We start from the raw sequence: 25,336 nt of genomic DNA, 5'->3' as shown, positions 1-25,336 counted from the left end.
GTCGCGTGCCGGGCGATGTTTTTTACAGGAACATTCCCTAACGAGGCCGCTCCGCAACCGGCGGCAACCGTTCAGGAACCGGCGGGAATGAGCAGCTGGGCGCGCACGGCCGCGGCGAGCGCCCGCTCGTCGTCACCGTCCGTCGCCCAGGCCGCCACGTCCAGCGCCGTGTCGGTCAACTTGATCACGTGCTCGTCACCGTGCGCCGCGGAACGCTCGAAGACCTCCTCGGGAGCCAGGCCGCCGACCCCCTCCAGCGGCGGCTGCGCCTCGCCGGCCGCGTAGACGGACGTGATCGCGGCGCTCGCCGCCCACACCGCCCCCAGCGACGCCGCCCACAGCTCGCGCGGCAGCGCGGGCAGGGTGCGCAGGACGGCGTTCGGGGCGGTGGCGGTGTGCACCATCAGCACGCCGTGCCCGTGCCCGTGGTCCAGGTAGCGGTGCACCGTGGCCCGGACGAGCGCGGTGAGCTGGGCGCGTACGGCCTCCGGGTCGTCGTGCGGCACGCGCAGCGAGTCCACGGTCGCGAGCCAGCCGGGGGTGCCCGGGAGTTGGGCGAGCCCGTCCAGCGGCAGAACCTGCTGGTCGGCGATGCGCGGCAGGACCGCCAGGGCCTCGGCGGGAGAGGCGGCGCCGCCCGGATTCACCGATACGGGGAGGGTGGTGTGGCGCGCGGCCCAGTAGCCGAGCGCATACGCCAACTCCGCTACGCGCGGCGCCTCCTCGCCGTCGTCCAGGAGGGTGCGTACGGCGTGGCCCACCCGGATGACCGGGTGCGTCGCGGCCCCGGCGATGCCGGGCAGCAGCCGCGGCCACCACTCGGCGAGCACGTCGCGCCAGGGGTGTTCGGCGACCTGGCGGGCGAAGTACGTGGCCCAGTCGGTCACCCGGCGCGGATCGCCCAGCGCATCCTGCCAGTTGGCGTCGGTGATCGCGTCCTGAGGGCTCGGTACGTCTTCGAGTTTCTTCTCGTAGTGGTCGATCCAGCGGTGCACGGAACCCGCCTGCCCGTGCCTGACCAGGGCCTCCACCGCCATCGGCCCGTGGTTGGCGAGGAATCCGCCGAATTCGGGGCCCCAGGTGTGCAGACGCTCCAGGGCTTCGTCGAGAGTGCCGTCCGTCGTGTCCATGAGCCGACGCTAGGCCGGGCGGCGGGCGGACGTAACGGACGCCGGTCCTACGCCCCCGTACGGCGTTGGTCGTAAGGCCGCAGGCCGGGGGCGTTGTCAGTGGTGGGTGAGATGGTGAAGCAGTCGGACCACGGTCCATACCCGACAGGAGGTGTCGGGTATCGGGGGGAGGGTGGGCGCATGACGAACGACGAGAGCTTGGGGTGGGCCGGCTTCGCGGCGGAGCAGCCGGAGTTGGCGGAGCGGGTGCGGGCACGGTTCGCGGCGTACCGGCACCACGTGCTCGGCACGCTCCGCGCCGACGGCTCGCCCCGCCTGACCGGCATAGAGGCGGACTTCCGCTTCGGCGAACTGTGGCTGGGCATGATGGCCGGCTCCCGCAAGGCGCGCGACGTGCGGCGCGATCCGCGGTTCGCGCTGCACGCCAACCCGGGTCCTGGCACGGACATGGACGGCGGTGACGTACGGGTCGCGGGCCGGGCCGTCGAAGTGACCGACCCGGCGGTCATGGCACGTTACGTGGAGGCGGCGAAGCCACCGGAGCCGTTCCACCTGTTCAGGGCGGAGCTGACGGAGGTGGTGCGCGTATACGTCGACGATCCGCACATCGTGCTGGAGACCTGGCGGCCCGGCGCCCCCCTGCGCACCATCCGGCGGGGCAACGGCACCGAGCCGCCCGAGATAACCACCGAGCCCGGGACAACCACCGAGCGCGCGATAGCCACCGAGCCCGGGATGACCACCCAGTCCGGGATGACCACCGGGCCCGTCAGGTAGCGGTGATCTGGAAGGTGCAGGTGCGGCGGCCGACCTGGTCGGAGGCGAAGGCCAGGACGTCACCCTGCTCGGTGACGAGCAGGCCCTGGCAGTCGCTGAACCCCCGCGGCGTACCGAGGTCCGTGAAGCGTCCGTTCCGCCACAGGCAGGCGTGCCACGTCGTGCCGTCCGGTGAGCAGCGGCCGGCTATCTCGCGGCGGTTGTTGATGCCCAGCGGCGACACGTTCTGCCGCCCGCCGGTGGGCAGCGGGGTCATCCGGCCTTCGCTCCACAGGAAGGGGACACGGCCGTCGGCGGTCCCGCTGAGGCCGATGACGTCGCCGAGGTCGTTCATGGGCTGCCGGGTGTTGGACAGGATGACGTCGTACGGGCCGAGTGCGCCCAGGTCGGTCATCCGGCCGTCCTGCCAGAGGAAGGCGCGTTCGTAGCCGCCGGCCTCGGCCGGGCGGTGGGTGCCGAGCACCTGGCCGCGGGCGTTGAGGTCCTTGAGGAAGGTGGCGCCGAGCGGGGTCAGGTCGGTGGCCGTACGGCCGTCCCAGAAGAACGTGTACGTCGAGCCCTCGTAGAAGACGCTGCTGATCAGCTGCCCGCTGTCGTTGAAGCCGCGCGGGTACACGCCGCTGGTGTGGCTCGCGGGCGGCACGATCTCGGTGCGCGCGCCGCTCGCGAGGTCGTACACGAAAGCGCGGTACGGGCGGGCGGGGAGTTCGGAGGTGCGGTAGACCACGTGGCCGCGGTTGTTGACGTAGTACGCGCGGCTGTCCCGGTACTGCGGGTCGGTCTCCAGCACGATGGGGTCCGCGCCCGCGCCGCCGGGCCACGCCATGGCGGTTTGCAGGTTTTCCGGACCGCCGCGGTGACTGCCCGCGAGCTGCCCGCCGTCGTTGACCGCTTCGAGATAGATCTCGCCGCCGGACGCGGGCAGGCGTGCCGTGGTCAGCTTCCCGCCCGCCCAGACCAGCGCGTTGCCGGTGGGGCCGCCGTCCGGACTCGACCCGATGACGTGCCCGCGCCCGTTGAGGTCGAGGGGCTTCCACATGTGTAACCCGGCCGGGTCGCCGACCGGCACGGGCGTCACCCTGCGGGGCGCCGTTCCGCCGACCGGCGCCGTACCGCTCGCCAGTGCCGTCCCCTGCGTGGAGGCGGCCACCGCGCCGAGCACGGTGGCCGCCAATACGGTTCGTCTGCTGATCGCTTGCCGCTGCGTGTGTCTCGTCATGCCGGCAGGGTGACAGCCCGCCCCGCCGGCGCGGGACCCTCGTGCACGCGCAACGGGAAACGCGAAGCGCGAATCCGGCCTCAGTGAGACGTACGGGGCGCCTCAGCGAGACGTACGGGGCTGGGGTGTTTCAGTGAGTCGTACGGGGACGGTGTGCCCGGTGCGAACCGCGTGGGCGGTGCTGCCCGTGTGGCTCGCGGGTGCGGTGGGTCCGGAAGACGTACAGGGAGACGGCGAACATCACCGCGCCCAGGACCAGCCCCATCCGTACCGACTCCAGGATGGACGGGCCGGACGCGTGGGCGATGCTGTAGAGGTAGCCCATCGCGGTGCCGAACAGCGCTCCGTACGCCAGCGCCCGCACCTCGGTGATCATGGACGACTGGACGCGTACCAGCGCCAGGCCGAGCGCTCCGCTGACGAGGGCCGCGATCAGGCCCAGCAGCCAGGCGTGGCCCAGCGAAGAGCCACTGGTGCGGTCGACGAAGACGGTCCACAGACCGAAGAGGGCCGCAGCGGCGACGGGCAGGGCCGTGGTGGCGGGTGACCTGTGGTGCGGCTCGGCGTCGGCGCCGTGCCGCTGGACGGTCGCGCCGTGTTGGTGGACGGGTGTCTCCATGACGGGCTCCTCTCACTCGCCCCCACTCCAGGCCACACCCGGACCCCGCGACCGTCAACCGGAACGGTGGCTCCGCCGGCCCCCGCGCCGGTCTCCCCGCCGGTGCCGCTGGCCCCCCGGGTGCCGCCGGTCTCCCCGCCGGTGGGCAACCAGAAAGCGGCGCGAGCCGTCTTGAGGGTGGGAGGGCAGTCATGAGGAGGCGCTCCTCGGGGCAGAGGACTCCGTGACGGATGTGACAGGTGTCTCACGGGCGTAGTGGTCGCGGCGGTCGGCGAGAGCCCCGGGACCAGCCTCAGCAGCCGTCCTGACCTGCACTTCCCCCCGCGCTGGCGGCGTCCGATCTCGCGGCTGGGGGCGCAGGGTACTGCATGATCACAAAAATAGGACCACGGCATGGGAATTCTGTCCGGATTCCAGCCGTTGTTTCCTTCGGAAGGGGTACACGGGCCAGACACCCGGTGTCCCACCGCCACCATCCCGCGACCGACTCATCGCAAAGGGAGCACACGCATGGCAACCCGTGCCGTCGCCCGTCGTCAGGCCACCAGCAGCGGTGCTGACGGGGCCAGCAGCGTTCGCGCCGTAGGCGGGGAGATCGCCGACCGCGACCTGGTCGGCATGTACCTCGACGAGATCGCGCGAACCCCCTTGCTCGATGCCGCCAGGGAGGTCGAGCTCTCCCAGACCATCGAAGCGGGCGTCTACGCCCGGCAGATCCTCGACGGCATCGTCGAGGACGGCAATGCCGCAGGCGGCACCCGCGAAGAGCTGGAGGCGCTGTCCGAAGAGGCCGAGAAGGCCAAGGACATCTTCATCCGCTCCAACCTCCGCCTGGTCGTAGCGGTCGCCCGCCGCTACCCGCGCGCCGGTCTGCCCCTGCTGGACCTGATCCAGGAGGGCAACGCGGGCCTGGTGCGCGCGGTCGAGAAGTTCGACTACGCGAAGGGCTTCAAGTTCTCCACCTACGCGACCTGGTGGATCCGCCAGGCGATCACCCGCTCCATCGCGGACCAGTCGCGCACCATCCGGCTGCCCGTCCACCTCGTGGAGGAGCTGGGCCGCATCCGCCGCGTGCAGCGCGAGTTCAACCGGGAGAACGGCCGGGACCCGGAGCCCGCGGAGGTCGCCCAGGAGCTGGGTTCCACGCCCGAGCGCGTCACCGACGTGCTGGACTGGGCCCGCGACCCGGTCAGCCTGAACATGTCGGTCGACGACGAGGGCGACACCCAGTTCGGCGACCTGCTGGAGGACACCTCGGCCGCGTCGCCCGAGCAGTCCGTCCTGACGCTGCTGCGCAGCGAGGAGCTGGAGGACCTGATCGACCGGCTCGACCACCGTACGGCTTCGATCATCAAGGCCCGGTACGGCATCGAGGACGGCCGTGAGCGGACGCTCACCGAGGTCGGCAAGCAGCACGGCCTCACCCGCGAGCGCATCCGGCAGATAGAGAAGCACGCGCTGCTGGAGCTGAAGCGGATGGCGCACGACACGGGCTTCGACGCGGCGGCGTAACGGCGGCGCGTGTGCGTGTTCCGTCCCGTGGTAGGTGGCCCGACGTGACGGAAGCGGCCCGCTCCGAGTGCCGGCCCGGCAGGTCCGCCTCGGCCTGACCCCTTCCCCATAGACGAGCCCCGGTGCCGTTCCCCCCCTCGGCACCGGGGCTCTTTGCTGTCCACTCATGCCCGTTTGAGTCTGTCGCGCTTCCGTATGTGTTTACTTCCCGCCGATGTGGACGTACTTTGGCCCTGAAACCACATAGCCGGGCACGAGACAGGCACACACCACCATGTACGCAGCGGAGCGCCAGCAGGAGATCCTGCGGCTGGCACGGGAGAGCGGGCGGGTCGACGTCCTCTCGCTCGCCGAGGAGTTCCAGGTCACCGCCGAGACCGTACGGCGGGACCTGAAGGCGCTGGACCGGGCCGGAATGGTCCGCCGGGTGCACGGCGGCGCCATTCCCGCGGGCCGCCTGGACTTCGAGCCCGACCTCGCCGAGCGCGACACCGTCGCAGCCGACGAGAAGCAGCGGATCGCGCGGGCCGCGCTCGCCGAGCTGCCCGGCGGCCCGGCGCCCGGCAGCGTCATCCTCGACGCGGGCACGACGGCCGCCCGGATCGCCGCCGAACTGCCGCTGGAAGCCGAGCTGACCGTCGTCACCCACGCCCTCCCCGTCGCCGCGCGGCTGGCCGACCACCCCGGCCTCACCCTGCACCTCGTAGGCGGCCGCATCCGGCACCGCACCCGGGCCGCGGTGGACGACTGGGCGCTGCGCGCCTACCGCGAGATCAACGCGGACGTGGTGTTCCTGGCGACCAACGGCTTCTCCCTGGAGGGCGGCCTGACCACCCCCGACCTCGCCGAGGCGGCCGTCAAGCGGGCGGCGATCGCCGCCGCGCGGCGCGTCGTGCTCGTCGCGGACAGCAGCAAGTTCGGGCAGGCGCACTTCGCCCGCTTCGGCGGACTCGACGACGTGGACCTGCTCGTCACCGACACCGGGCTCAGCCCCGACGACGCCCTCGCCATCGAGCGCGCGGGCACGGAAGTAGTGCGCGCATGATCCTCACCGTCACCCCCAACCCCAGCCTCGACCGTACCTACGAGATCCCGGCGCTGGAGCGCGGCGCCGTACTGCGCGCCGCCGCCGACCGGATCGACCCCGGCGGCAAGGGCGTCAACGTCTCGCGGGCCGTCGCGGCGGCCGGGCACCGCACCCTCGCCGTACTGCCGCTGGGCGGCCCGGCGGGCGCGGCCCTGGGCGGGCTGCTCGGGGCCGAGGGCATCGAGGTCGCGGGCGTACCGGTCGCCGGGCAGACCCGCTCGAACATCTCCGCCGTCGAACCGGACGGCACCCTCACGAAGATCAACGCGGCGGGCCCCGAGCTGACGGCGGACGAATCCGAAGCCCTCCTGGAGACGGTACGGACCCGGTCGGCCGGAGCGGACTGGATCGCTTGCTGCGGCAGCCTGCCGCGCGGACTCCCGCCCGCCTGGTACGCGGAACTCGTCGCCAGGGTGCACCGGGCCGGGGCGCGCATCGCCCTGGACACCTCGGGGCCCTCGCTGACCGCGGCCCTGCGTGCACGGCCGGACGTCGTCAAGCCGAACGCGCAGGAGCTGGCACAGGCCGTGGGCCGCCCGCTGCGCACCGTCGGCGACGCGGCCGAGGCGGCGCGCGAACTGCGGGCGCTGGGCGCCGGCGCGGTGCTCGCCTCGCTCGGCGCCGACGGGCAGCTCCTCGTCGACGCGACCGGCGCGCACTTCGCGTCCGCGCCGGTCGCGGCCGTACGCAGCAACGTGGGGGCGGGCGACGCGTCGCTGGCCGGGTTCCTGGCGGCGGGCGGCGTGGGCGTACGGGCGCTGGCCGCGGCCGTGGCGTACGGCGCCGCGGCGGTGCAGTTGCCGGGCAGCGCCATGCCGACGCCGGCGGACCTCGATCCTTCGGCGGTGGTGGTGGCCGGGTCGGTGCCGGTGGAGACGGTGCTGCGGGAGCCGGCGCCGTGACCGGGCGAGGGCGGCTCCGGCTGCCCCGCGTACCCGGGATTTCTGTGGCTGGGCTGGGACTTGATGCGAGCGAAGGAGCCCGCGATGAGTGAGCTGATCACCGCGGAACTGGTCGACCTCGACCTTGCCGCCGGTACCAAGGAGGCGGCCGCGCGGTCGCTGGCCGAGCGGATGGCCGCGGCCGGCCGGGTCACCGACCTGGACGGCTTCCTCGCGGACGTGGCCGCGCGCGAGGCCCAGATGCCGACCGGCCTGGACGGCGGCATCGGCATACCGCACTGCCGCAGCGAGCACGTCACGGCGCCGACACTCGCCTTCGGACGCAGCGCCGACGGCATCGACTTCGGCGCCGCGGACGGCCCCGCCGACCTGATCTTCCTGATCGCGGCACCGGCAGGTGGCGACGCCGACCACCTGACGATCCTGTCGTCGCTGGCCAGGCACTTGATGGACGAGGAGTTCACGGGCGCGCTGCGCGCGGCGGACGACCCGGGGGCGGCGGCCGCGCTCATCCGGGGCGAAGCCCCCGAGCAGCCCGAAGCCCCCGAGCCGTCCGAGGCACCCGAGCAGCCCAAGGCACCCCACGTACCCGACGTACCCGAGCCGAACGAGGCCGTACCCCCCTTCCGCATCGTTGCCGTCACCTCCTGCCCCACCGGCATCGCGCACACCTACATGGCCGCCGAAGCGCTGGCCAAGGCAGGCCGGGACGCGGGCGTGGAACTCGTCGTGGAGACGCAGGGCTCCGCCGGCTTCAAGCGGCTGGACCCGGAGGTCGTCGCGGCGGCGGACGGCGTGATCTTCGCGCACGACGTGGAGGTGCGGGACAAGGCGCGGTTCGCCGGGAAGCCGACGGTGGACGTCGGCGTCAAGGCGGGCGTCAACCGGCCCGCCGAACTGATCGCGGAGGTACGGGAGAAGGCCGCGCGCGGTGATGTCTCCGTACCCGCGTCGGCCGGGCCCGCGCCCATGGACCGGGACGGCGCCGCGGGCGACGGCTTCGGCACGCGGCTGCGCAAGTGGCTGATGACCGGCGTCAGCTACATGGTGCCGTTCGTCGCCGCCGGCGGCCTGCTGATCGCGCTGGCCTTCGCGATCGGCGGGTACGGGATCAACAAGGCGCCGTCCGTCGCCGAGCACTTCGTGTGGACCGAGTCCGCGAGCTGGGCGGCCCTGCTCTTCCAGATCGGCAGCGTCGCCTTCGGCTTCCTCGTCCCCGTCCTGGCGGGCTTCATCGCGTACGGCATGGCCGACCGGCCGGGCCTGGTCCCGGGCTTCGTCGGTGGTGCCATCGCCCTGACCGTCAACGCGGGCTTCCTCGGCGGCCTGATCGCGGGCCTGATCGCGGGCGCGGTGGTGATGGCGGTCCAGCGGGTCCGGGTGCCGCCCGCACTGCGCGGGATCATGCCGGTCGTCGTCATCCCGCTGATCTCTTCGGCGCTCGTCGGCTTCCTGATGTTCCTGGTGGTGGGCAAGCCCGTCGCCCAGCTCCAGAAGGCGCTCACCGACTGGCTGGGCGGCCTGTCCGGCGCCAACGCGGTCATCCTGGGAGTCATCCTCGGCCTGATGATGACGTTCGACCTTGGCGGCCCGCTCAACAAGGTGGCCTACGCCTTCGCCGTGGGCGGCCTCGCCAACCCCAACGAGGGCAGCTTGAAGGTGATGGCCGCGGTGATGGCGGCGGGCATGGTGCCGCCGCTGGCGATGGCGCTGGCCACGACCGTGCGCGGCCGGCTGTTCACCCGTACCGAGCGGGAGAACGGCAAGGCGGCCTGGGTGCTGGGCGCCTCGTTCATCACCGAGGGCGCGATCCCGTTCGCGGCGGCCGACCCGCTGCGCGTCATCCCCTCCGCGATGGCGGGCGGCGCGGTCACCGGCGCCCTGTCGATGGCCTTCGGCTGCACGCTGCGTGCCCCGCACGGCGGCATCTTCGTGGTGCCGCTGATCGGGCAGCCGCTGCTGTACCTGGTGGCCGTGCTGGCCGGTACGGCGGTCACCACAGCCCTGGTCGTCCTCTTGAAGGGCCTCCGCAAGACGCCCGCCCCCGCGGCCCCCGCCCCGGAACCGGCAGCGGCGGAGGGGACACCGGTAACGGTCTGACCGGCACATACGGGACAGATCTCGGCCGGTGGCCGCCCCGGGCGCGCTCCGCCCGGGGCAACGGCCCCGGCCCGGGCCGGGCAACTGCCATGATCACCTCGACGTGATTCGAGGTGGGAGGCAAGTGATGGCGATACCGCTGCCCGAAGGGCTGAACACGCCGGCTCTGGTGGTCGATCCGGATGTGCTGGACAGGAACATCTCGCGGATGGCCGAGGCGTCGCGGTCCGGCGGATTCGCCCTCCGCCCGCACGCCAAGGCCCACAAGTGCGCGGAGATCGCCGACCGGCAGCTCCGGGCGGGCGCGCGCGGGCTGTCGGTGGCCACACTCGGCGAGGCCGAGGTGTTCGCCCGGAGCGGCGTGGACGACCTGTTCATCGCGTATCCCCTGTGGCTCGACGAGGCCAAGGCGCGGCGGGCACGCCGGTTGGCGGACGAAGTCGCCCTGAGCGTCGGCGTCGAGTCCCCCGAGGGGGCCCGGCGGTTGGGAGCGGCCGTACGCGGCAGCGCGCGGCCGGTGGACGTACTCGTCGAGGTCGACAGCGGGAGCCACCGGACCGGCGTGCGGCCGCACGACGCCGGCGAGATCGCGCAGGCCGCGGCGGACGCGGGGCTGCGGGTGGCCGGTGTGTTCACGTTCCCAGGACACGGCTACCGGCACGACCCGCAGGCACGGGAGCGGGCCGCGCGTGACGAGGAGCAGGCGTTGGGCGAGGCCGCACAGGCACTGCGCGACCTGGGGTTCGAGGCGCGCGTGGTCAGCGGCGGGTCGACCCCGACGGCCGGCCGGTGGCAGCCGGGCGCGGTTGGCGAACTGCGCCCCGGTGTCTACGTCTGCAACGACGCCACCCAGCTGGCCATGGGGACGTGCGGGGCGGAGGATCTCGCGTTGGCCGCCGCGGCGACGGTGATCAGTGTTCCCGCGCCCGGCCGCTTCGTGCTGGACGTCGGCAGCAAGGTGCTCGGCTCCGACCGGTCTGCGTGGGTGACGGGCCACGGCTACCTGCCCCGGTTCCCGCAGGCGACCGTCTCGGGGCTGTGGGAGCACCACGCGGTGGTCCGCCTTCCGGACGGCGTACCGGGGCCGTCCCTGGGCTCGGTGGTCGCCGTCGTCCCGAACCACTTGTGCACGCCGGTCAACCTCGCCGACGAACTGCTGGTCGTCCGGGACCGCGAGGTGGTCGACCGCTGGCGGGTGGCGGCACGGGGCGCCAACACCTGAGGCGCCCCGAAGCCGACGGTGGCCGGTCCCGAAGGGGACCGGCCACCGTTGTGTCGTAGCCCGCGTACGGGGTCAGGCCGCGTTGCCCGCCTGCCACTCGCTCCACGACATGTTCCAGCCGTTGAGGCCGTTGTCCGGCTTCACGGTCTTGTCGGGGGAGTTCTTGACGACCACGACGTCACCGATCAGCGAGTTCTCGAAGAACCACTTGCCGGGCGTGTCACCGCCGCCGCCCCTGTTGTCCTGGAGGCCGACGCAGCCGTGGCTGGTGCCGGACTTGCCGAAGATCGACGGGCTGCCCCAGTAGTTGCCGTGTATGAAGGTGCCGGAGCTGGACAGCCGCATCGCGTGCGGGACGTCCTTGATGTCGTACTCACCGCCGAAGCCGACCGTCGAGCCGTCCATGCGGGTCTGCACGAACTTCTCCGAGATGACCATCTGGCCGTTGTACGTCGGGTTCTTCGCGCTGCCGCCGGAGATCGGGATCGACTTGACGGTCTTGCCGTCCCTGACCACCGTCATCGTCTGGGTGTTCATGTCGACGGTGGAGACCTGGGAGCGGCCGATGTCGAAGGTGACCGTCTTGGACTGCACGCCGGTGATGCCGTCGCCGCCCTTGACGCCGTCCAGGTCGATCTTGAGGGTGACCTTGGAGCCGGCCTTCCAGTACTGCTCGGGGCGGAAGTCCAGGCGCCGGGGGCCGAACCAGTGCCCGACGACCTTCTGGCCGCTGCTGGAGGTCACCGTGATGTGGGACTGGACGTCCTTCTTGTTGGTGATCGACTTGTCGAAGTTGAAGGACACCGGCATGCCCACGCCGACGGTCTTGCCGCCGTCGGGGGTGTAGGAGCCGATGAAGCTGTTCTTCGAGGAGACGGTCTGGAAGGTGGCGTTCTCGGTGGCCGCCCGGCCCTTGTCGTCCTTGGCGTTGGCGACCAGCTTGTACTTGGTGCCCCGCTCCAGCTGGACCGACGGCTTCCAGGAGGAGCCGTCGGCGGCTATCGAGCCCTTGACCTTGGCGCCGTTGTCCACCTGGACCAGCTGTACGTCGGTCAGCTTGCCGCCGCTGACCGTGACGCCGGTCTCGTTGATGCTGGCGTCGGTGGCGCCGTCCTTCGAGGAGACCGCGATCTTCGCGGTGGAGGCGTCCTTGGCGGCCGCCGCGTCCGCCCCGGCCTGGCCTCCCTTGCCGTCCTTGCCGCCGGCCGAGGCGTCGCCACCGCAGGCGGACAGGGTCAGCGCGCCGGCGGCCAGGAGGGAGGCCGCCGCGAGACCACGGCGCAGCCGGCGCTTGGTGCGGGACGGTGCGGGCGGCGCGGTGTTGTCCGGCATTGTCACGGGCTGCTCCATGCAAGGGTGTTGTCAGTCAGTGCTGGTAAACAGCAACTACGGGCGGGTTTGGTTGCACTCCCCGATTCGTTGTGACGAACGTCACGTCAGAGGTGGCAGGGGCGCCTCGGGCGGGCCGGACAGCCAGGCGCGCAGGGGCTCGCCGTGCTCGTCCAGGGCGGGCGGGGCGCACGGGGCGGCGACCGGGGTCGCGGACAGCCGCAGCGGGCTGCGCACCTGCGGTACCCGGCCGGCGCCGACCGGCACGACCGGTTCCAGGCCGAGCCGTCCGGCCAGTTCCAGCGCCTCGCCGACGGTGTTGACCGGCCCGCACGGCACGGCGGCGGCGGTCAGCCGCTCGGTCCACGTGTGCGGGGTCTCCGCCGCCAGCAGCCCTTCCAACTCCTTGACCAGTTCCGCGCGGTGCCGCACCCGGTCCTGGTTGCGCGCGAAGCGCTCGTCGTCGGCGAGCGCCGGCGCGCCCAGCGCGTGCGCCAGCGCCCGGAACTGCCGGTCGTTGCCGACCGCGACGGCCAGCGGCTGCCCGCCCCGACAGGCCAGCGTCTCGTACGGGGCGATGCTCGGGTGCCGGTTGCCCATCGGGCCGGGGTCGCGGCCGGTGGCCAGGTGCCCGTACGCCTGGTTGACCAGCGAACCGAGCAGTGACGAGAGCAGGTTGACCTCGACGTGCTGCCCCCGCCCCGTACGGTCCCGGTGGCGCAGCGCGGCCAGGACGGCGGTGGCGGCGTCCTTGGCGGTCAGGACGTCGACGAGGGCGACGCCCGCCTTCAAGGGCGGGCCGCCCGGTTCGCCGGTGATGCTCATCAGGCCGCCGACGGCCTGCACGACGAAGTCGTAACCCGGCAGGTGCGCGCCCTCGCCGGAGCCGAAGCCGGTGATCGAGCAGTGCACCAGGCCGGGGTGGGCGGCGAGGGTCGCGGCCGGGTCCAGGCCGTAGCGGGCGAGCGCGCCGGGCCGGAAGTTCTCGATCAGTACGTCGGCCCGGCGCGCCAACTCCCTGGCCGCCGCCGCGTCGCCCGGGTCGGCGAGGTCCAGGGCGAGGCCGCGCTTGGAGCGGTTGGCGGCGTCGAAGTAGGCGGCCGTGCCGTCCGGGGCGAAGGGCGGGCCCCAGGAGCGGGTGTCGTCACCGGCGCCGGGCCGCTCCACCTTGACGACGTCGGCGCCGAGGTCGGCCAGCGTGGCGGCGGCCAGCGGCCCGGCCAGGACCCGGCTGAAGTCGGCGACGAGGACGCCCTCCAGGGCCTTCGGGGCGGCGGGCGGCTCCTGGCCGGTCGCGGGGGCGGGCGGCTGCGGCACGTGCGTACTCCTCGGGTCGGAGGGCGGTGTGCCGACATGCTCGTGGACGATCTTCCGGCGGGGGAAGTAGGAGATACGTCACTTGTGGGACTTAAGTCTCATCAATCCCCTGTCAAAGGTCCTTGACATGGTGTCTACTACTGGGACCCACGGGCCCGGAACCGTACCGCGGCGCACTCGACCTGGAGGACCGCATGCTCCCCTCCGTCTCGCTCCTCCAGCAGATCGGCCTGGCCATCCTGCTGGCCGTCACCGTCGTGTGGGCCGCGAGCCTGGCCAGGATCGCGCGCCGCACCCGCTTCGAGGTCACGTCGGGGCCAGGCCCCCGGCCGACGCTGGGCGCGGTGCCGCGGCAGACCGGCCCCGCCGGGCCGCCGTCCGAGCGGGTGGAGCTGAGCGCCGCCGAGCGCGAGGCGTTCGCCGGACTCGTACGGCAGTGGGACGGCCGCGAGCGGCACTGAGCCGGGCGCCGCGCAAGGCCCCGAGCGGTACGGGCCCGGTCCTCAGCGCACCGGGCCGAGCTTCAGCAGCGCCAGCGAGGCCAGCATCTGCACCGCCACGGCCACCCCCGCCTTGAACGTGGACAGGTGGTGCTGACCGCGGATCAGCAGAATGGCGAGCAGATAGCCGAAACCCCAGGTCGTCCAGGCGACGGCCTGTACGAGGGTCGAGCCGTGCGGCAGCCACGTCGCCAGCACCAGCCGCGGCAGGTCGGTGACCCAGAACAGCACGACGAACAGGCTGACCGTCGGCTCGAACCGGCCGTTCCCGCCGATCGTGCGGGCTATGGCGTGGGTGACCACGCCCAGCGCCAGACTGGCCAGCAGCACCCCCGCCTCCGCGATGGCCGCCAGCTCAAGCGCCTGCCGCTGGTCCATCGCCCACTGCTTGCGGAAGGCGTCCACCGACACGATGCCGAGGGCGCCACTGATCAGGCACAGCAGTACGGCCGCGCTCCAGGCGCTGCGGTCGCGTGCCTCGTCCATCACCTCCACCGGCCGGTACCAGAGGCCCAACAGCAGGCGGTGCCACCACAGCCGGCGCGGCTTCGGCGGCACCGGCTTCTTGCGGGGCGGCGGCTGGACGAGCGTGGGGGGAGGCGGCGGCGCGGACATAAGGCCCGTTCTACCACCGGAGTCAGGAGGGCGGTTCCGACGGGTAGAGGTCGTCAGGAGGGCGATCCCGACGGGTAGAGGTCGCGGTACGAGGGGAAACAGCCGCCGGGGGTGTCCACCGACTCGGCCGCCAGCACCGCCTTGACCACGGCGCGGGTCAGCGCGTCGGCCCCCGCGGCAAAGATCTCGTTGAGCGCCCCGGCCTGCGCGTGCACCCCGAACGCGGGGTCGGCGGCGGCCTCTTCCGCCACCGGCGGGCGGGCGCCGGTGGCGAGGGCGAAGACCGTGTCGCCGTCGGTCAGCAGGTGGGCCGGGCGCACGGCGCGGGCCAGGCCGTCGTGCGCGGCGCCCGCCAGCTTCTGCGCCTGGGCGCGGGTCAGGTCGGCGTCGGTCGCGACGACGGCGAGCGTGGTGTTCAGGGGCGGGCGCACCGACGTGGCCGAGCGGCGCTCGGAAGCGGTACGGGCCTCGGCGAGGCGGCGCCGCGCGGCGGCGTGCGCGCCGGGGGAGGGGAGCCCGGCGCCCGCGTCACCCGGACGGGGCCCGGCGCCCTGCGCTCCGGCCAGTTCCTCGCACAGCTCCCCGTACCTGCCGTACAGCACACCGGTACGTGGATCGACCACCGACCCCGCGGCGTTGACGGCGGCCAGCGCGGCCACCGTGACACCCGAGGGCAGGACCAGGCTCGCGGTGCCGATGCCGCCCTTGACGCCGCCGGCCACCGCGCCCGTACCGGCGCCGGTGTTTCCCTGCCCGACCGGAGCGTTCGGTTCCGTACCGGCGGCGTCCTCGACGGCCGCGCGGCCCAGGGCGGCGTCCGGGCGGGCGCGCCAGTCGCCGCCCCGGCCCAAGTCGAAGAGAGCCGCGGCCGGCACGACGGGGACGACCTGCGACGGGTCGGGCCCGACGCGGTAGCCGCGGCCGTGTTCCTCCAGCCAGGCCACCACACCTGACGCGGCGTCCAGGCCGAAGGCGCTGCCACCGGTAAGGACCACCGCCTCGACACGCTGGACCAGGTTGCGCGGGTCCAGGGCGTCCGTCTCGCGGGTGCCGGGGCCGCCGCCGCGCACGTCCACGGCCGCGACGGCACCGCCCTCGGGAGCCAGTACGACGGTGGTGCCGGTCAGCCGCCCGCCGCCGACGCGCCGCGCGTGCCCGACCCGCAGTCCGGTGACGTCGGTCAACGCGTCACGCGGGCCGGGGCGTTGCCGCACGGGAATGGCTTCGGGCAGGTCATGGGCGTGCGGGACGGGAGCGTCGGGCGGTTGCTGCGCGTCGGCCATGGCACATGCGTACCACGGGTGAGGGGCGAGCGGTACGGGCCGCGGCGGGCCGGTGTCAGTGGCCGGCCGGGCCCATCACGATGACCGGGTGCTGCGCCGGGTCCAGGGTCCGCAGCAGTTCCTGCATCACCTCGGGCTTGAGGCTGATGCAGCCCTGCGTGGGGCCGTCGTGGTCCACGTGCAGCCAGACGCCGCCGCCCTTCTCCGCACCCTGCGGGCGCCGCTGGTCCAGCGGCGAGGACCCCTTGACGCGGTTGTAGTCGATGGCGATGACGTAGTCGAAGGCGCCGCCCAGTGGCTCGCCCTCGACGCCGGTGCCGTGCGCGACGAAGCTGTCGTTCCGGTCGTACGGCAGCTTGGTGCCCGGCGGCGGGGCCAGCTTGCCGCCCGCGTCGCTGAGCGTGAACACGCCCTCCGGCGAGCGCAGGTCGCCGTACCGGTGGTCCTTGGTCCAGCCCCGGGACGCGTTGTGCGCGGGCCACTGGGCGCCGGGCCGCCAGCCGTCGGACTTCTCGGCACGGGTGTAGAGGACGACGGACGAGTCGTGCGCGTCCACGCCCTGCCCCGTGACGACCAGGACCTGCCGGGATTCGGCGGGAATCTGCTTGCGGGCGGCGTCGCTCAGGCCGGGGATCGCCTTCGGGACCGGTGCCGCGGCAGCGCCGGCGGCGGAGTGCCGCGGGGCCTGTGAGGCCGAGGGTGCCGGGCGGGCCTGCTCGGAGCGGTGGCCGTCGTGGTCGTCGCCCGAGGCCGGCCAGGCCCACAGCGCCGTGCCCACCAGCGTGGTCAGGGCGAGGCCGCTCACGGCCTTGCCGCGGCGGGTCATCCTTATTCGCGTACCGCGTTGCTGGGCGTGGCGGGCGACCATGTCCGTGGCGTCTCCTCGCCCGTCGGCTCCGGGCCGGTGGGCTGTCGTAGGCATAAAACGGGCAATCCGCACCCTACACCGTCCATGGAAACGCCCGGACCCGCTCCCACGCCCTTCATGCGCGACAGGGGGCCAATGGCCGAAACAAACGGGTCCTTTGGCCGGATAGGTGAGGTGCGGGGGAGGGGAGGGGTGGCCGAGGCGGAGGAGAGGGGCCCCAAGGTGGAGGGGAGGGGTGGCCGAGGTGGAGGGGGGTGCCCGAGGTGGAGGGGGCCCCAAGGCGGAGGGGAGGGGGAGGGGCTTGATGTGGGGGCGTACCCCTTTTGCCTGCGGCCGAGTGGCGGAGCGTCAGCTCTCCAGCGCCTGCCCCTGACGAGCGGTCAGCGACGCCCCCACCGCGACGGTCGCCGAAGCCACCAGCCCGGTCAGCAGCACCGCGGCGTGCCCGGCAAACGTGCAGGCCAGGACCAGTACGGCGGACACCGGCAGCACCAACTGCTGCGCCACCCCGCGCTTCTGGTGCCGGGAGTGGATCAGCCACACGGTGAACATGAACAGCGCACCGGGCACGGTGACACACGCGGACGCCGCGAAGAGCGAGACATGCGCCTCGCCCACCTCCTGCTCCACCGCCACCTCGATGCCCGCGCCGATCGCCGCCGCCGAGCCGAAGACCAGGTAGTGGCCGTAACCCCACAGGAAAGCCTGCCGGTTCGAGGCCAGGTGCAGATGGATGGGGACCGCGAAGTAGATCCAGTAGGCGGCGAAGATCAGCAGCAGGCCGCCCGCCGCGATGGGCAGCAGTCCGGCCAGCTCTTCCTGCTCGTCCACCGCCGACTGCACCGCGACCGTCGCCGCGGACACCGTCTCGCCCAGCATGATGATGACGAACAGGCCGTACCGCTCCGCGATGTGGTGAGGGTGCCAGGACGTCTGGTGGCCGCGCTCCGCCAGGGTGGGTACGGCCATCTCCGCGACCGCCAACACGAGGAACACCCACGGCCGCACGCCCCCCGGGGACAGCAGCACCGCCAGCCAGCCGACCTGGCACAGGCTCACCCCGGCCGCGTACCGCAGCGCGGTGGCCCGCTCGGGGCCGCTGCTGCCGTGCGCGGCCCGCAGCCACTGCGCCACCAGCGCGAGCCGCATCACCAGATAGCCGAACCAGACCACCGCGAAGTCGCCGTCGAAGGCGCGCGGCACCCCCGCCGCCAGAATCAGCACGCCCGCCATCTGTACGAGCGTCACCACGCGGTACAGCGCGTCGTCCGTGTCGTACGCGGACGAGAACCACGAGAAGTTGACCCACGCCCACCAGATCGCGAAGTAAAGCATCAGGTAGCCCGGGATGCCGTGACCCGGGTGGCCCTCGGCGAGCGCGTGGACGAGCTGCCGGCCGGCCTGCGCGACGGCCACGACGAAGCACAGGTCGAAGAACAGCTCCAGTGGGGTGGCGGCGCGGTGTGCCTCCGCGCGTCCACGCGGGACCATACGGGCCATCACGAGCGCGCCCCAGCCCAGCGCACGCGCCGCACACAGCTCATCCGCCGCTCCTTGCTCCCGTACCGCTTCGAAGGACCTCAGTACAGCCCGCGCGGCCGGTCACCGCCACGGGGCGCGCGGGCACCCCGCCGGTCGGCCCTGGAACTTCTCGCTCGCAACGCACGTTCCGGGTAAGGAGTTCACAGGGGAAAGGAGGTGCGTGCCGTCTTGCCCGCCGACCGTCGCGCCCCACGGCCCGGACCGGCCCCGACCAGGTCTGACGCGCCCTCGCCCGGGCGCCCGTTACATGATCGAATGCCACATATGAGCGATAGCGCGCGTGACACCGTACTGGCCCCGCTCGACGCCCGCATGGCGGACCTCGAATCCCTCTACGAAGACCTCCACCGCCACCCCGAACTGGGCTTCCAGGAATCCCGTACGGCAGCCGAAGCGGCCCGCCGCCTGACCGCGAACGGCTACGACGTCACCACCGGCATCGGCCGCACGGGCGTGGTGGGCGTGCTGCGCAACGGGCCGGGCCCGGTGGTCCTGCTGCGTGCCGACATGGACGCCCTGCCCGTCACCGAGCGCAGCGGCCTGCCGTACGCCTCCGCCGTCCCCGGCGTCATGCACGCCTGCGGCCACGACGTGCACGTCACCTGCCTGGCGGGCGCCGCCGACCTGCTCGCGGCGGGCCGGGACCACTGGTCCGGCACGCTCGTGGTGCTCTTCCAACCGGCCGAGGAGGTCGGCGACGGCGCGCGGGCGATGATCGACGACGGGCTGTTCGGTACGGGCGGCGGCGAGGGCCGGGTGCCCGTACCCGACGTGATGCTCGCCCAGCACGTCGCCCCGTTCGGCGCCGGGCTGATCGCGTACTGCCCCGGCGCCTGTATGGCCGCCTCGGACAGCTTGAAGATCACCTTCCACGGCACCGGCGGCCACGGCTCCCGCCCCGAGACCGCCATCGACCCGATCCTGATGGCCGCCGCCTTCGTCCAGCGCCTGCAGTCCGTCGTCGCCCGCGAGATCGCCCCCAAGGACCGGGCGGTCGTCACCGTCGGCTCGTTCCAGGCCGGGGACGCCCCCAACGTCATCCCCGACCAGGCCGTGGTGCAGCTCAGCGTCCGCACCTTCGACGAGAACATCCGCGCCCAGGTCCTCTCGGCCGTCGACCGCATCGCCAAGGCCGAGGCCACCGCCTCCAACGCCCCCCGCGCACCCGAGACCGAGGTGCTGAACACCTTCCCCGTCACCCGCAACGACGACCGCACCCTGGACGCGGTCAACGCGGCGTTCACCGGCCTCTTCGGCACCCAGCGCGTCTTCGGCTACGAACCGGCCGCGGGCAGCGAGGACGCCGGCCTGATCGCCACAGCCGCGGGCGCGCCTCTCTACTACTGGTGGCTGGGCGGCTGGGAACCGGAAGAATTCCGCGCCGCCATGGCCTCGGGGCGCCTCGCCCAGGACATCCCCTCCAACCACTCACCCCACTTCGCCCCGGTCAAGCAGCCCACCCTGACCATGGGCGTCCAGGCCCTCACCGTCGCGGCGCTGAGCCACCTGGGGGAGGGGAAGTGAACCGGGAGGGGAGGCGCGGGCGCAGGCGCAGGCGCAGATAGGTGACGACGCCCTGCACGGCGAGGGCGGCCGCGACGGCGGGGGCGACGCTCCAAGGCAGTGCCCCCGCCGCGGCGAGAGCCGCACACAGGGGGACGGTGAGCAGGGTCGGCAGTACGGAGACGACGGCGTAACGGATGCGGTCGCGGCGAGTCATGGGCGGGGGCCTTGGTGCTGGGGGGCGGTGTTTTCGGTGGTGCCGGTGCCGGTGTCTTGGGTGGTGACGGTGCCGGTGCCTTCGGTTGTGGCGGTGTCGGTGGTGTTTCCGGGTGCGGCGGTGGTGCCGATGTCGGTGTCGGTGGTGCTTCCGGGCGCGGCGGTCGTACGTGCCCGGTCGACGTAGTCCGCGAGGCTCCTCCAGGCGTCGGCCTCGGCGCCCGTACCGGCCGCGTGGCCGGAGCCGCCCGCCTCCGGGGCGCCCGACACCGCCTCCGGGTCCGTACGCCACGCGTCCCGCACCCCGGCGGACACCCCCGCGTCCCCGCCGCTGAACAGCACGCCCAGCTCGTCCATCCGCGCCGCCAGCCGCCGCACCCGCCGGTCCGTGGCCGGCACGCCCGCCTCGCGCAGGCGCGCCGCCCTGCGGTACAGCTCGGGCCACTCGACCCGCAGCAGGTAGTGCGCCGCCGGGCCCAGCGCGGCGCCCCGGGCCGCCAGCACCTGGAACTGGTCCGCGTCCAAGTGGCGGCGCAGGGCCTGTTCCGCCGACGGGCCGGTGCTGCCGATCGCCTCCAGCGCCGCCAGCAGGTCGGACGCCCCCGGTTCCGTGCCCGCCGACAGCGACGTCTCCAGCCGCCGCAGCCGCTCGCGCAGTGTCTCCAGCGCGGACAGGGACTCCTCGACGCCCGCCAGGTGGTCCCGCACCAGGCGCAGCGGGTCGATCCCCGAGTCCAGGCAGACCGCGATCGTCTCCAGCCCCAGGCCGAGTCCGCGCAGGGCCAGTACCTGGTAGAGGCGCGCCGCGTCGTCCTCGGTGTACTCGCGGTGGCCGCCGGCGGTCCGGCGGGACGGGCTGAGCAGCCCGATGGCGTCCCAGTGGTGCAGGGTCCTGACGGTCAGTCCGCTCGCCTCGGCGAGCCGCCCGACCTTCCAGGTGATGGAAGCGGTCATGTTCCTACGATGCAACCTCACGTCGCGTCGGGTTCAAGTCCGCGGACGCCCGGCTTCCGTTTCGCGTGTGATGCCGCGTGTGCCGAGCCTTGACCTTGCCCTTGGGGGAAGACGCAGCCTCGGTCGCAGCGGGGGACACCCCCGTACGAGGAGGGCCTGTACGAGAGGGGCGAGCGGGTGCGCGAGGACACGGAGCCGGGAGCCGGGGAACTGCTGACCATCGGCGCGTTCGCCCGGGCGTCCCGGCTGTCGCCGAAGGCGTTGCGGCTGTACGACGAGCTGGGGCTGCTGCCGCCCGCCCGGGTCGACCCCGTGAACGGCTACCGGCGATACGCACCGCACCAGTTGGAGCGTGCCCGGCTGGTCGCCTGGCTGCGGCGGCTCGGTATGCCGCTGGCCCGTATCCGCGAAGTGTGCGAACTGGCCGCGGGTCCGGCCGCCGAGGCGGTCTCGGCGTACTGGGCGCAGGTCGAGGCCGACACCGCCGCCCGCAGGGAACTGGCCGCCTTCCTCGTCGGACAGCTGCGCAAGGAGGACGGGAACATGACGAAAACGCCGGCAGAGGGAACACGGAGGCGGCGGTCGCTGGGGATCCGTTACGCGGCTCTCTCCGACACCGGGCTGGTGCGGAAGAGCAATCAGGACACGGCGTACGCGGACGACCGGCTGCTGGCCGTGGCCGACGGCTTCGGCGGCGCCGGGGCGACCGCCGGGGCCGCCGCGGTCGAGGCCCTGCGCGGGCTGTGGAGCGCCGACGACGGGGCGCCGCACCCCGGCGACGTGCTGAACGCCCTGGAGGACGCCGCCCGCCGCGCAAACCGCTCGGTACGGGAGGTGGTGGCGGGCGCGGGCGGTTGCGGTCACGCGGCTGGTGCGGGCGGTTCCGGTACGGATGGTTCCGGTACGGATGGTTCCGGTACGGGCGGTTCCGGTACGGGCGGTTCCGGTACGGACGTCGCGGGGACCACGCTCACCGCGATGCTCTGGACGGGGTCCCACCTCGCCCTCGTACACGTGGGCGATTCGCGCGCGTACCTGCTGCGCGGCGGCGAGCTGTTCCAGATCACCCACGACCACACCCACGTGCAGTCGCTCGTGGACGAGGGGCGGCTGACCCCGGAGGAAGCCGAGTCGCACCCGCAACGCGCGCTGCTGGTCCGTGCATTGGACGGCCGCGACACCTTCGAGCCGGAGGTGGGCCTGCACGAGGCGCGCCGCGGCGACCGCTACCTGCTGTGTTCCGACGGGCTGTCCGCCGTGGTGCGTTCCGACGCCGTACGGGACGTCCTCGGCGCGGTTGCGGACCCCGTCCGTGCCGTGCGGGAGCTGGTCGCGCTGGCTCACGGGGCGGGGGCGCCGGACAACGTCAGCTGCGTGGTGGCCGACGTGGTGACGGATGAGGCGGCAGACGTACCGGCGGACGTACCGGCGGACGTACCGGCCACCGCGTAAGACCACCGGTATCGTCCAACGGGCACCCCCGTGCCCCCGTACCGCCGCCCCGCCGAGGAGTACCCGTGCCCGAGCCGATCGCGAACGAGCCGGTCATCGACGGGCGCCGGGCCAAGGGCGAGCGCAGGCGGCGCGCCCTGATCGAGGCCACGCTGCGGGTCGTCGAGCGGGACGGTGCGGCGGGGGTCACCCACCGCACCGTCGCGCGCGAGGCGGAACTGCCCACGGCGGCCGCCACGTACCACTTCGAGAGCGCCGATGCGCTGCTGACCGCGGCGCTGACCAGCGCGATGGAGATGGACGCCGAGCGGGTACGGCAGCTGACCGAAGCGCCCGTGGACGGGCCGGGCGAGGCGGGCGCCCGCGGGGACAAGCGGCGGATGCTGGCCCGTCTGATGGCCGGGTCGCTGGAGGACCGCGGGCTGCTGCTCGCCGAGTTCGAGCTGTTCCTGCTCGCCGCCCGCCGCCCGGAGCTGCGCCCCCAGACCCGCCGCTGGTACGAGTCGCTGGCCGGTTTCGCCCGCCTCTACACGCGGGACCCGATGCGCATCAAACTCTTCACCCGCGCCTACGACGGGCTGCTGCTGCAAGCCTTGCTGGCCGACGACCCGCCCACAGCCGAGGATTTCGAGGCAGCGCTGTGGGAACTGCTGCCGGACGAGGGGTAGGCGGTACGGGCGGCAGCATGGGTTTCCGAGGCAATGCGGGCTTCCGAGGCAGCGCGTACGAACCGGTCGTCTCGGGCAGCATCGTGAGGATGCCCAAGTGGGCCTTCGACAGCGGCAGCCGGGCGCCACGGCGTTCAGCCCGGCCGCGATGAACGCCGTGGCGCCCGGGGCCCGATTCCCCGGCCGCGCCTAGGCCAGCCCCTTGAGCATCCCCTTGAAGTAGAGCTGCGGCAGCCCGTACCGCTTCAGGAACCACATGTCCGTACGCTCCTTCGTCGTGTCGATGAAGGGAATGGACGGCGCCGGCTCCAGGTCGTAGTCGAACTCGGCGAGCAGCATCTTGTGGCGGGCGGTGACCAGCGGACAAGAGGTGTAGCCGTCGTAGCGGGCGGTGGCGGGGCGGCCGCGCAGCCCGGCCCGCAGGTTCGCGACGACGACCGGCGCCTGCTTGCGGATCGCCGCGCCCGTCTTGGACGTCGGCAGGTTGGCCACGTCGCCGATCGAGAACACCTCGGGGAAGTCCGGGTGTTGCAGCGTCGCGCGGTCGGCCTTGGCGTAACCGAAGGGGGACGCCGGGTCGGCGAGCGGGCTGTCGGCCACCCACCGGGGCGCGTGCTGCGGCGGCACCGCGTGCAGCAGGTCGTAGCGGACCGTCTCCTTCTCGCCGGTCGCGTGATCGACGATCTCGGCCTGCCGCGCCGCGCCGTCCACCTGCGTCAGCTCCGACTGGAGCCGCACCTCGATGCCGTACCGCCGCGCCGTCTCCTCCAGCGCCTTCGAGAAGACCGGCACCTTGAACATCGCGGGCTCGGGCAGCACCAGGATCGTCCGGATGCGGCCCAGCACCCCGCGCTTGCGCCAGTAGTCGGCGGCCAGATAGGCGATCTTCTGCGGGGCGCCGCCGCACTTCACCGGCCCGGACGGCATCGTGAACAGTGCCGTACCGCTCTTCATGCGCCGGATGAAGTCCCAGGTGAGCGGGGCCAGATCGGGCCGGTAGTTGCTGGAGACGCCGCCGTGGCCGAGGGCCTGCGCCAGGCCGGGTATGCCGTCCCAGTCCAGGCTGAGGCCGGGGGCGAGCACCAGCCGGTCGTACGAGATCGTCCGCCCCGAAGCGGTGCCGACCGTACGCGCGGCCGGGTCCACCGCCGCGGCGGACTCGCGCAGCCAGCGCACGCCGGGCGGCATGACCTCGGCCTCCGTGCGCAACGCGGCGCGCAGCGGTGCCTGGCCGCCGCCGACCAGCGTCCACAGCGGCTGGTACCAGTGCGTCTCGGACGGTTCGAGCACCGCGATGTCGCGGAGCCCGGCGCGCCGCAGCCGGGCGGCGACGGTGATGCCCGCGGTGCCGCCGCCGATGACGACGACCTGGTGGTGGGCCGAGACGCCGGACGCGGCGGGGCTGGACGACGGTGCGGTGGGCATGGGATTCCTCCTGGGGGTCGGGGATCGGGAGGCTTATAAGCGGGGGATGCTCGTCACCGCCATCGAGACGGCGAGCACGGTGACCAGCGACGCGAACGCCGTGGACAGCGCCTGCGGCCGCACCCGGGCGGCGACGCGGTTGCCGAGCCAACTGCCGAGCGCGGCGCAGGCGGCGAAGGAGGCCAGCAGCGGCCAGTCCAGGCCGCCCGCTCCGGCCCGGGTGACGAAGGCCGTACCGGAGTTGACGAGGATGACGAGGAGGGAGGTGCCGACGGCTACGGGCATCTCCAAGCCGAGGACGAGAGTCAGCGCCGGCACGACGACGAAGCCGCCGCCGACACCGAAGAAGCCGGTCAGCAGGCCGACCGCGGTGGCGGTGGCGCCGATGCGGAGGGCGGAGGCGAGGCGGGCCGTGAGGGCGAGGCGGAAGGGGGTTTTCGGGGTGGGGCGTGCGGCCGTGCCGGGGGCGGGACCGTGGCCGGGGGCGGGGGCGGGACTGGGACCGTGGCCTGGACCGGAGCCGGGGGTGGGGCTAGGACCGCGGCCGGGGCCGCGGGCGGGACTGGGGCCGTGACCTGGACCGGCGGAACGCGGGCCGTGGCCGGGGCCGGGGCCGGGGCCGGTTCCGCTGTCGGTTTCCGGTCCTGGGCCCGCGGCCCGCTTCCTCCGTTCGCGCCACGCCCGTACGAGCATCGCCACCGCCACCGCCAGCATCAGCCCGGCGAACGCCGTCATCAGGGCATCCGGGTCGAGCGACACGCTCCAGCGGGAACCCAGGAACGTGCCGGCGGTCCCCAGCGCGCCGAAGGCCGCGCCCGCCGCCCAGCGGACCCGGCCCGCGCGGGCGTGGCAGGCCAGGCCGGAGGCCGCGCCGATGCCGACGACGACCAGCGCGCCCGCCGTGGCCACGTGCGGGGACTGGTGCAGGAGGTAGACGAGAGCGGGTACGGCCAGAATCGACCCGCCACCGCCGAGCGCGCCCAGCAGCAGCCCGATGACCAGCCCGCACGGCAGCGCCGTGAAGGCTATGACGTCCATGGCCGCTGACGGGCTGTCGGCACCGGCGTCATCGTTCCTCCCCGCGCCCGGCCTGTGG

22 protein-coding genes and 1 pseudogene are annotated in these 25,336 nt (G+C 73.3%); 10 read left to right on the top strand and 13 right to left on the bottom strand.

Features of this window, described 5'->3' with window-relative positions; all coding sequences use genetic code 11:
- Positions 1-71: 71 nt before the first annotated feature.
- Positions 72-1,130 (bottom strand): questin oxidase family protein, encoded by a 1,059-nt coding sequence (locus ACH4OW_RS28555; protein WP_398030590.1) that lies wholly within the window; start codon positions 1,128-1,130, stop codon positions 72-74.
- 180 nt (positions 1,131-1,310) lie between these two features.
- On the opposite strand from ACH4OW_RS28555, the pseudogene ACH4OW_RS28550 reads away from it, so the two are divergent.
- Positions 1,311-1,808, top strand: a pseudogene (locus ACH4OW_RS28550) (pyridoxamine 5'-phosphate oxidase family protein); the annotation flags it as partial.
- 91 nt (positions 1,809-1,899) lie between these two features.
- On the opposite strand, the gene ACH4OW_RS28545 reads toward ACH4OW_RS28550, so the two are convergent.
- Together ACH4OW_RS28545 and ACH4OW_RS28540 are read right to left on the bottom strand one after the other, a co-directional pair.
- On the bottom strand, positions 1,900-3,126 hold the full coding sequence (locus ACH4OW_RS28545; protein ID WP_398030589.1) for a hypothetical protein: 1,227 nt from the start codon (positions 3,124-3,126) through the stop codon (positions 1,900-1,902).
- A gap of 130 nt (positions 3,127-3,256) precedes the next feature.
- On the bottom strand, positions 3,257-3,745 hold the full coding sequence (locus ACH4OW_RS28540; protein ID WP_398030588.1) for a hypothetical protein: 489 nt from the start codon (positions 3,743-3,745) through the stop codon (positions 3,257-3,259).
- Between the two features lie 510 nt (positions 3,746-4,255).
- On the opposite strand from ACH4OW_RS28540, the gene ACH4OW_RS28535 reads away from it, so the two are divergent.
- The 5 genes from ACH4OW_RS28535 (at position 4,256) to ACH4OW_RS28515 (ending at position 10,568) form a co-directional block, all read left to right on the top strand.
- The gene (locus ACH4OW_RS28535; RefSeq protein WP_360129482.1) at positions 4,256-5,257 is read left to right on the top strand and encodes a sigma-70 family RNA polymerase sigma factor; all 1,002 of its coding nucleotides are present in this window, start codon (positions 4,256-4,258) and stop codon (positions 5,255-5,257) included.
- 274 nt (positions 5,258-5,531) lie between these two features.
- A complete protein-coding gene (locus tag ACH4OW_RS28530; protein WP_360129479.1) occupies positions 5,532-6,302 on the top strand; it encodes a DeoR/GlpR family DNA-binding transcription regulator in 771 nt (256 codons plus the stop codon).
- Entirely contained in the window at positions 6,299-7,246 is a 948-nt protein-coding gene (gene pfkB / locus ACH4OW_RS28525; RefSeq protein ID WP_398030587.1) for a 1-phosphofructokinase, read from the top strand. The genes ACH4OW_RS28530 and pfkB overlap by 4 nt, the downstream gene beginning before the upstream one ends.
- An 84-nt stretch (positions 7,247-7,330) precedes the next feature.
- On the top strand, positions 7,331-9,346 hold the full coding sequence (locus ACH4OW_RS28520) for a fructose-specific PTS transporter subunit EIIC (RefSeq protein WP_398030586.1): 2,016 nt from the start codon (positions 7,331-7,333) through the stop codon (positions 9,344-9,346).
- A gap of 127 nt (positions 9,347-9,473) precedes the next feature.
- Positions 9,474-10,568 carry an alanine racemase gene (locus tag ACH4OW_RS28515; RefSeq protein WP_398030585.1) on the top strand — a complete coding sequence of 365 codons (1,095 nt, stop codon included), beginning with the start codon at positions 9,474-9,476 and terminating at the stop codon, positions 10,566-10,568.
- A gap of 72 nt (positions 10,569-10,640) precedes the next feature.
- Here the strand turns inward: ACH4OW_RS28515 and ACH4OW_RS28510 are convergent, their stop codons facing one another.
- Positions 10,641-11,900 (bottom strand): Ig-like domain-containing protein, encoded by a 1,260-nt coding sequence (locus tag ACH4OW_RS28510; RefSeq protein ID WP_398030634.1) that lies wholly within the window; start codon positions 11,898-11,900, stop codon positions 10,641-10,643.
- A gap of 99 nt (positions 11,901-11,999) precedes the next feature.
- Positions 12,000-13,214 (bottom strand): CaiB/BaiF CoA transferase family protein, encoded by a 1,215-nt coding sequence (locus tag ACH4OW_RS28505; RefSeq protein ID WP_398030584.1) that lies wholly within the window; start codon positions 13,212-13,214, stop codon positions 12,000-12,002.
- A 194-nt stretch (positions 13,215-13,408) separates the two neighbouring features.
- On the opposite strand from ACH4OW_RS28505, the gene ACH4OW_RS28500 reads away from it, so the two are divergent.
- Entirely contained in the window at positions 13,409-13,675 is a 267-nt protein-coding gene (locus ACH4OW_RS28500) for a hypothetical protein (protein ID WP_398030583.1), read from the top strand.
- A gap of 42 nt (positions 13,676-13,717) precedes the next feature.
- Here ACH4OW_RS28500 and ACH4OW_RS28495 read toward each other — a convergent pair whose 3' ends face one another.
- The 4 genes from ACH4OW_RS28495 to ACH4OW_RS28480 form a co-directional block, all read right to left on the bottom strand.
- Entirely contained in the window at positions 13,718-14,329 is a 612-nt protein-coding gene (locus tag ACH4OW_RS28495; protein WP_360129461.1) for a YIP1 family protein, read from the bottom strand.
- Between the two features lie 53 nt (positions 14,330-14,382).
- The gene (locus ACH4OW_RS28490; RefSeq protein ID WP_398030582.1) at positions 14,383-15,612 is read right to left on the bottom strand and encodes a P1 family peptidase; all 1,230 of its coding nucleotides are present in this window, start codon (positions 15,610-15,612) and stop codon (positions 14,383-14,385) included.
- A 55-nt stretch (positions 15,613-15,667) separates the two neighbouring features.
- Positions 15,668-16,480, bottom strand: coding sequence for a L,D-transpeptidase family protein (locus tag ACH4OW_RS28485; protein WP_360129455.1), 813 nt, complete (start codon positions 16,478-16,480; stop codon positions 15,668-15,670).
- A 348-nt stretch (positions 16,481-16,828) separates the two neighbouring features.
- A complete protein-coding gene (locus ACH4OW_RS28480) occupies positions 16,829-17,980 on the bottom strand; it encodes a low temperature requirement protein A (protein ID WP_398030581.1) in 1,152 nt (383 codons plus the stop codon).
- A 306-nt stretch (positions 17,981-18,286) separates the two neighbouring features.
- Here ACH4OW_RS28480 and ACH4OW_RS28475 point away from each other — a divergent pair, with 306 nt between their 5' ends.
- Positions 18,287-19,546 (top strand): amidohydrolase, encoded by a 1,260-nt coding sequence (locus tag ACH4OW_RS28475; RefSeq protein WP_360129449.1) that lies wholly within the window; start codon positions 18,287-18,289, stop codon positions 19,544-19,546.
- Here the strand turns inward: ACH4OW_RS28475 and ACH4OW_RS28470 are convergent.
- A complete protein-coding gene (locus ACH4OW_RS28470) occupies positions 19,506-19,742 on the bottom strand; it encodes a hypothetical protein (RefSeq protein ID WP_398030580.1) in 237 nt (78 codons plus the stop codon). The two genes, ACH4OW_RS28475 and ACH4OW_RS28470, sit on opposite strands and share 41 nt — an antisense overlap.
- Positions 19,739-20,695 carry a MerR family transcriptional regulator gene (locus tag ACH4OW_RS28465; protein WP_398030579.1) on the bottom strand — a complete coding sequence of 319 codons (957 nt, stop codon included), beginning with the start codon at positions 20,693-20,695 and terminating at the stop codon, positions 19,739-19,741. The genes ACH4OW_RS28470 and ACH4OW_RS28465 overlap by 4 nt, the downstream gene beginning before the upstream one ends.
- Positions 20,696-20,872: 177 nt before the next feature.
- Here ACH4OW_RS28465 and ACH4OW_RS28460 point away from each other — a divergent pair, with 177 nt between their 5' ends.
- The gene (locus ACH4OW_RS28460) at positions 20,873-22,147 is read left to right on the top strand and encodes a MerR family transcriptional regulator (protein WP_398030578.1); all 1,275 of its coding nucleotides are present in this window, start codon (positions 20,873-20,875) and stop codon (positions 22,145-22,147) included.
- Positions 22,148-22,212: 65 nt separating this feature from the next.
- The gene (locus tag ACH4OW_RS28455) at positions 22,213-22,815 is read left to right on the top strand and encodes a TetR/AcrR family transcriptional regulator (protein WP_398030577.1); all 603 of its coding nucleotides are present in this window, start codon (positions 22,213-22,215) and stop codon (positions 22,813-22,815) included.
- A gap of 189 nt (positions 22,816-23,004) precedes the next feature.
- On the opposite strand, the gene ACH4OW_RS28450 is transcribed toward ACH4OW_RS28455, so the two are convergent.
- A complete protein-coding gene (locus tag ACH4OW_RS28450; protein WP_398030576.1) occupies positions 23,005-24,240 on the bottom strand; it encodes an FAD-dependent oxidoreductase in 1,236 nt (411 codons plus the stop codon).
- 33 nt (positions 24,241-24,273) lie between these two features.
- Positions 24,274-25,278, bottom strand: coding sequence for a TSUP family transporter (locus ACH4OW_RS28445; RefSeq protein ID WP_398030575.1), 1,005 nt, complete (start codon positions 25,276-25,278; stop codon positions 24,274-24,276).
- Positions 25,279-25,336 lie beyond the last annotated feature (58 nt).

The sequence above is a fragment of the Streptomyces sp. NPDC017056 genome (genome assembly GCF_044332485.1).
Taxonomy (GTDB): Bacteria; Actinomycetota; Actinomycetes; order Streptomycetales; family Streptomycetaceae; genus Streptomyces.
The sequence above is the reverse complement of the archived record's forward strand: the minus strand, read 5'-3'. Positions and strand labels throughout refer to the sequence as shown.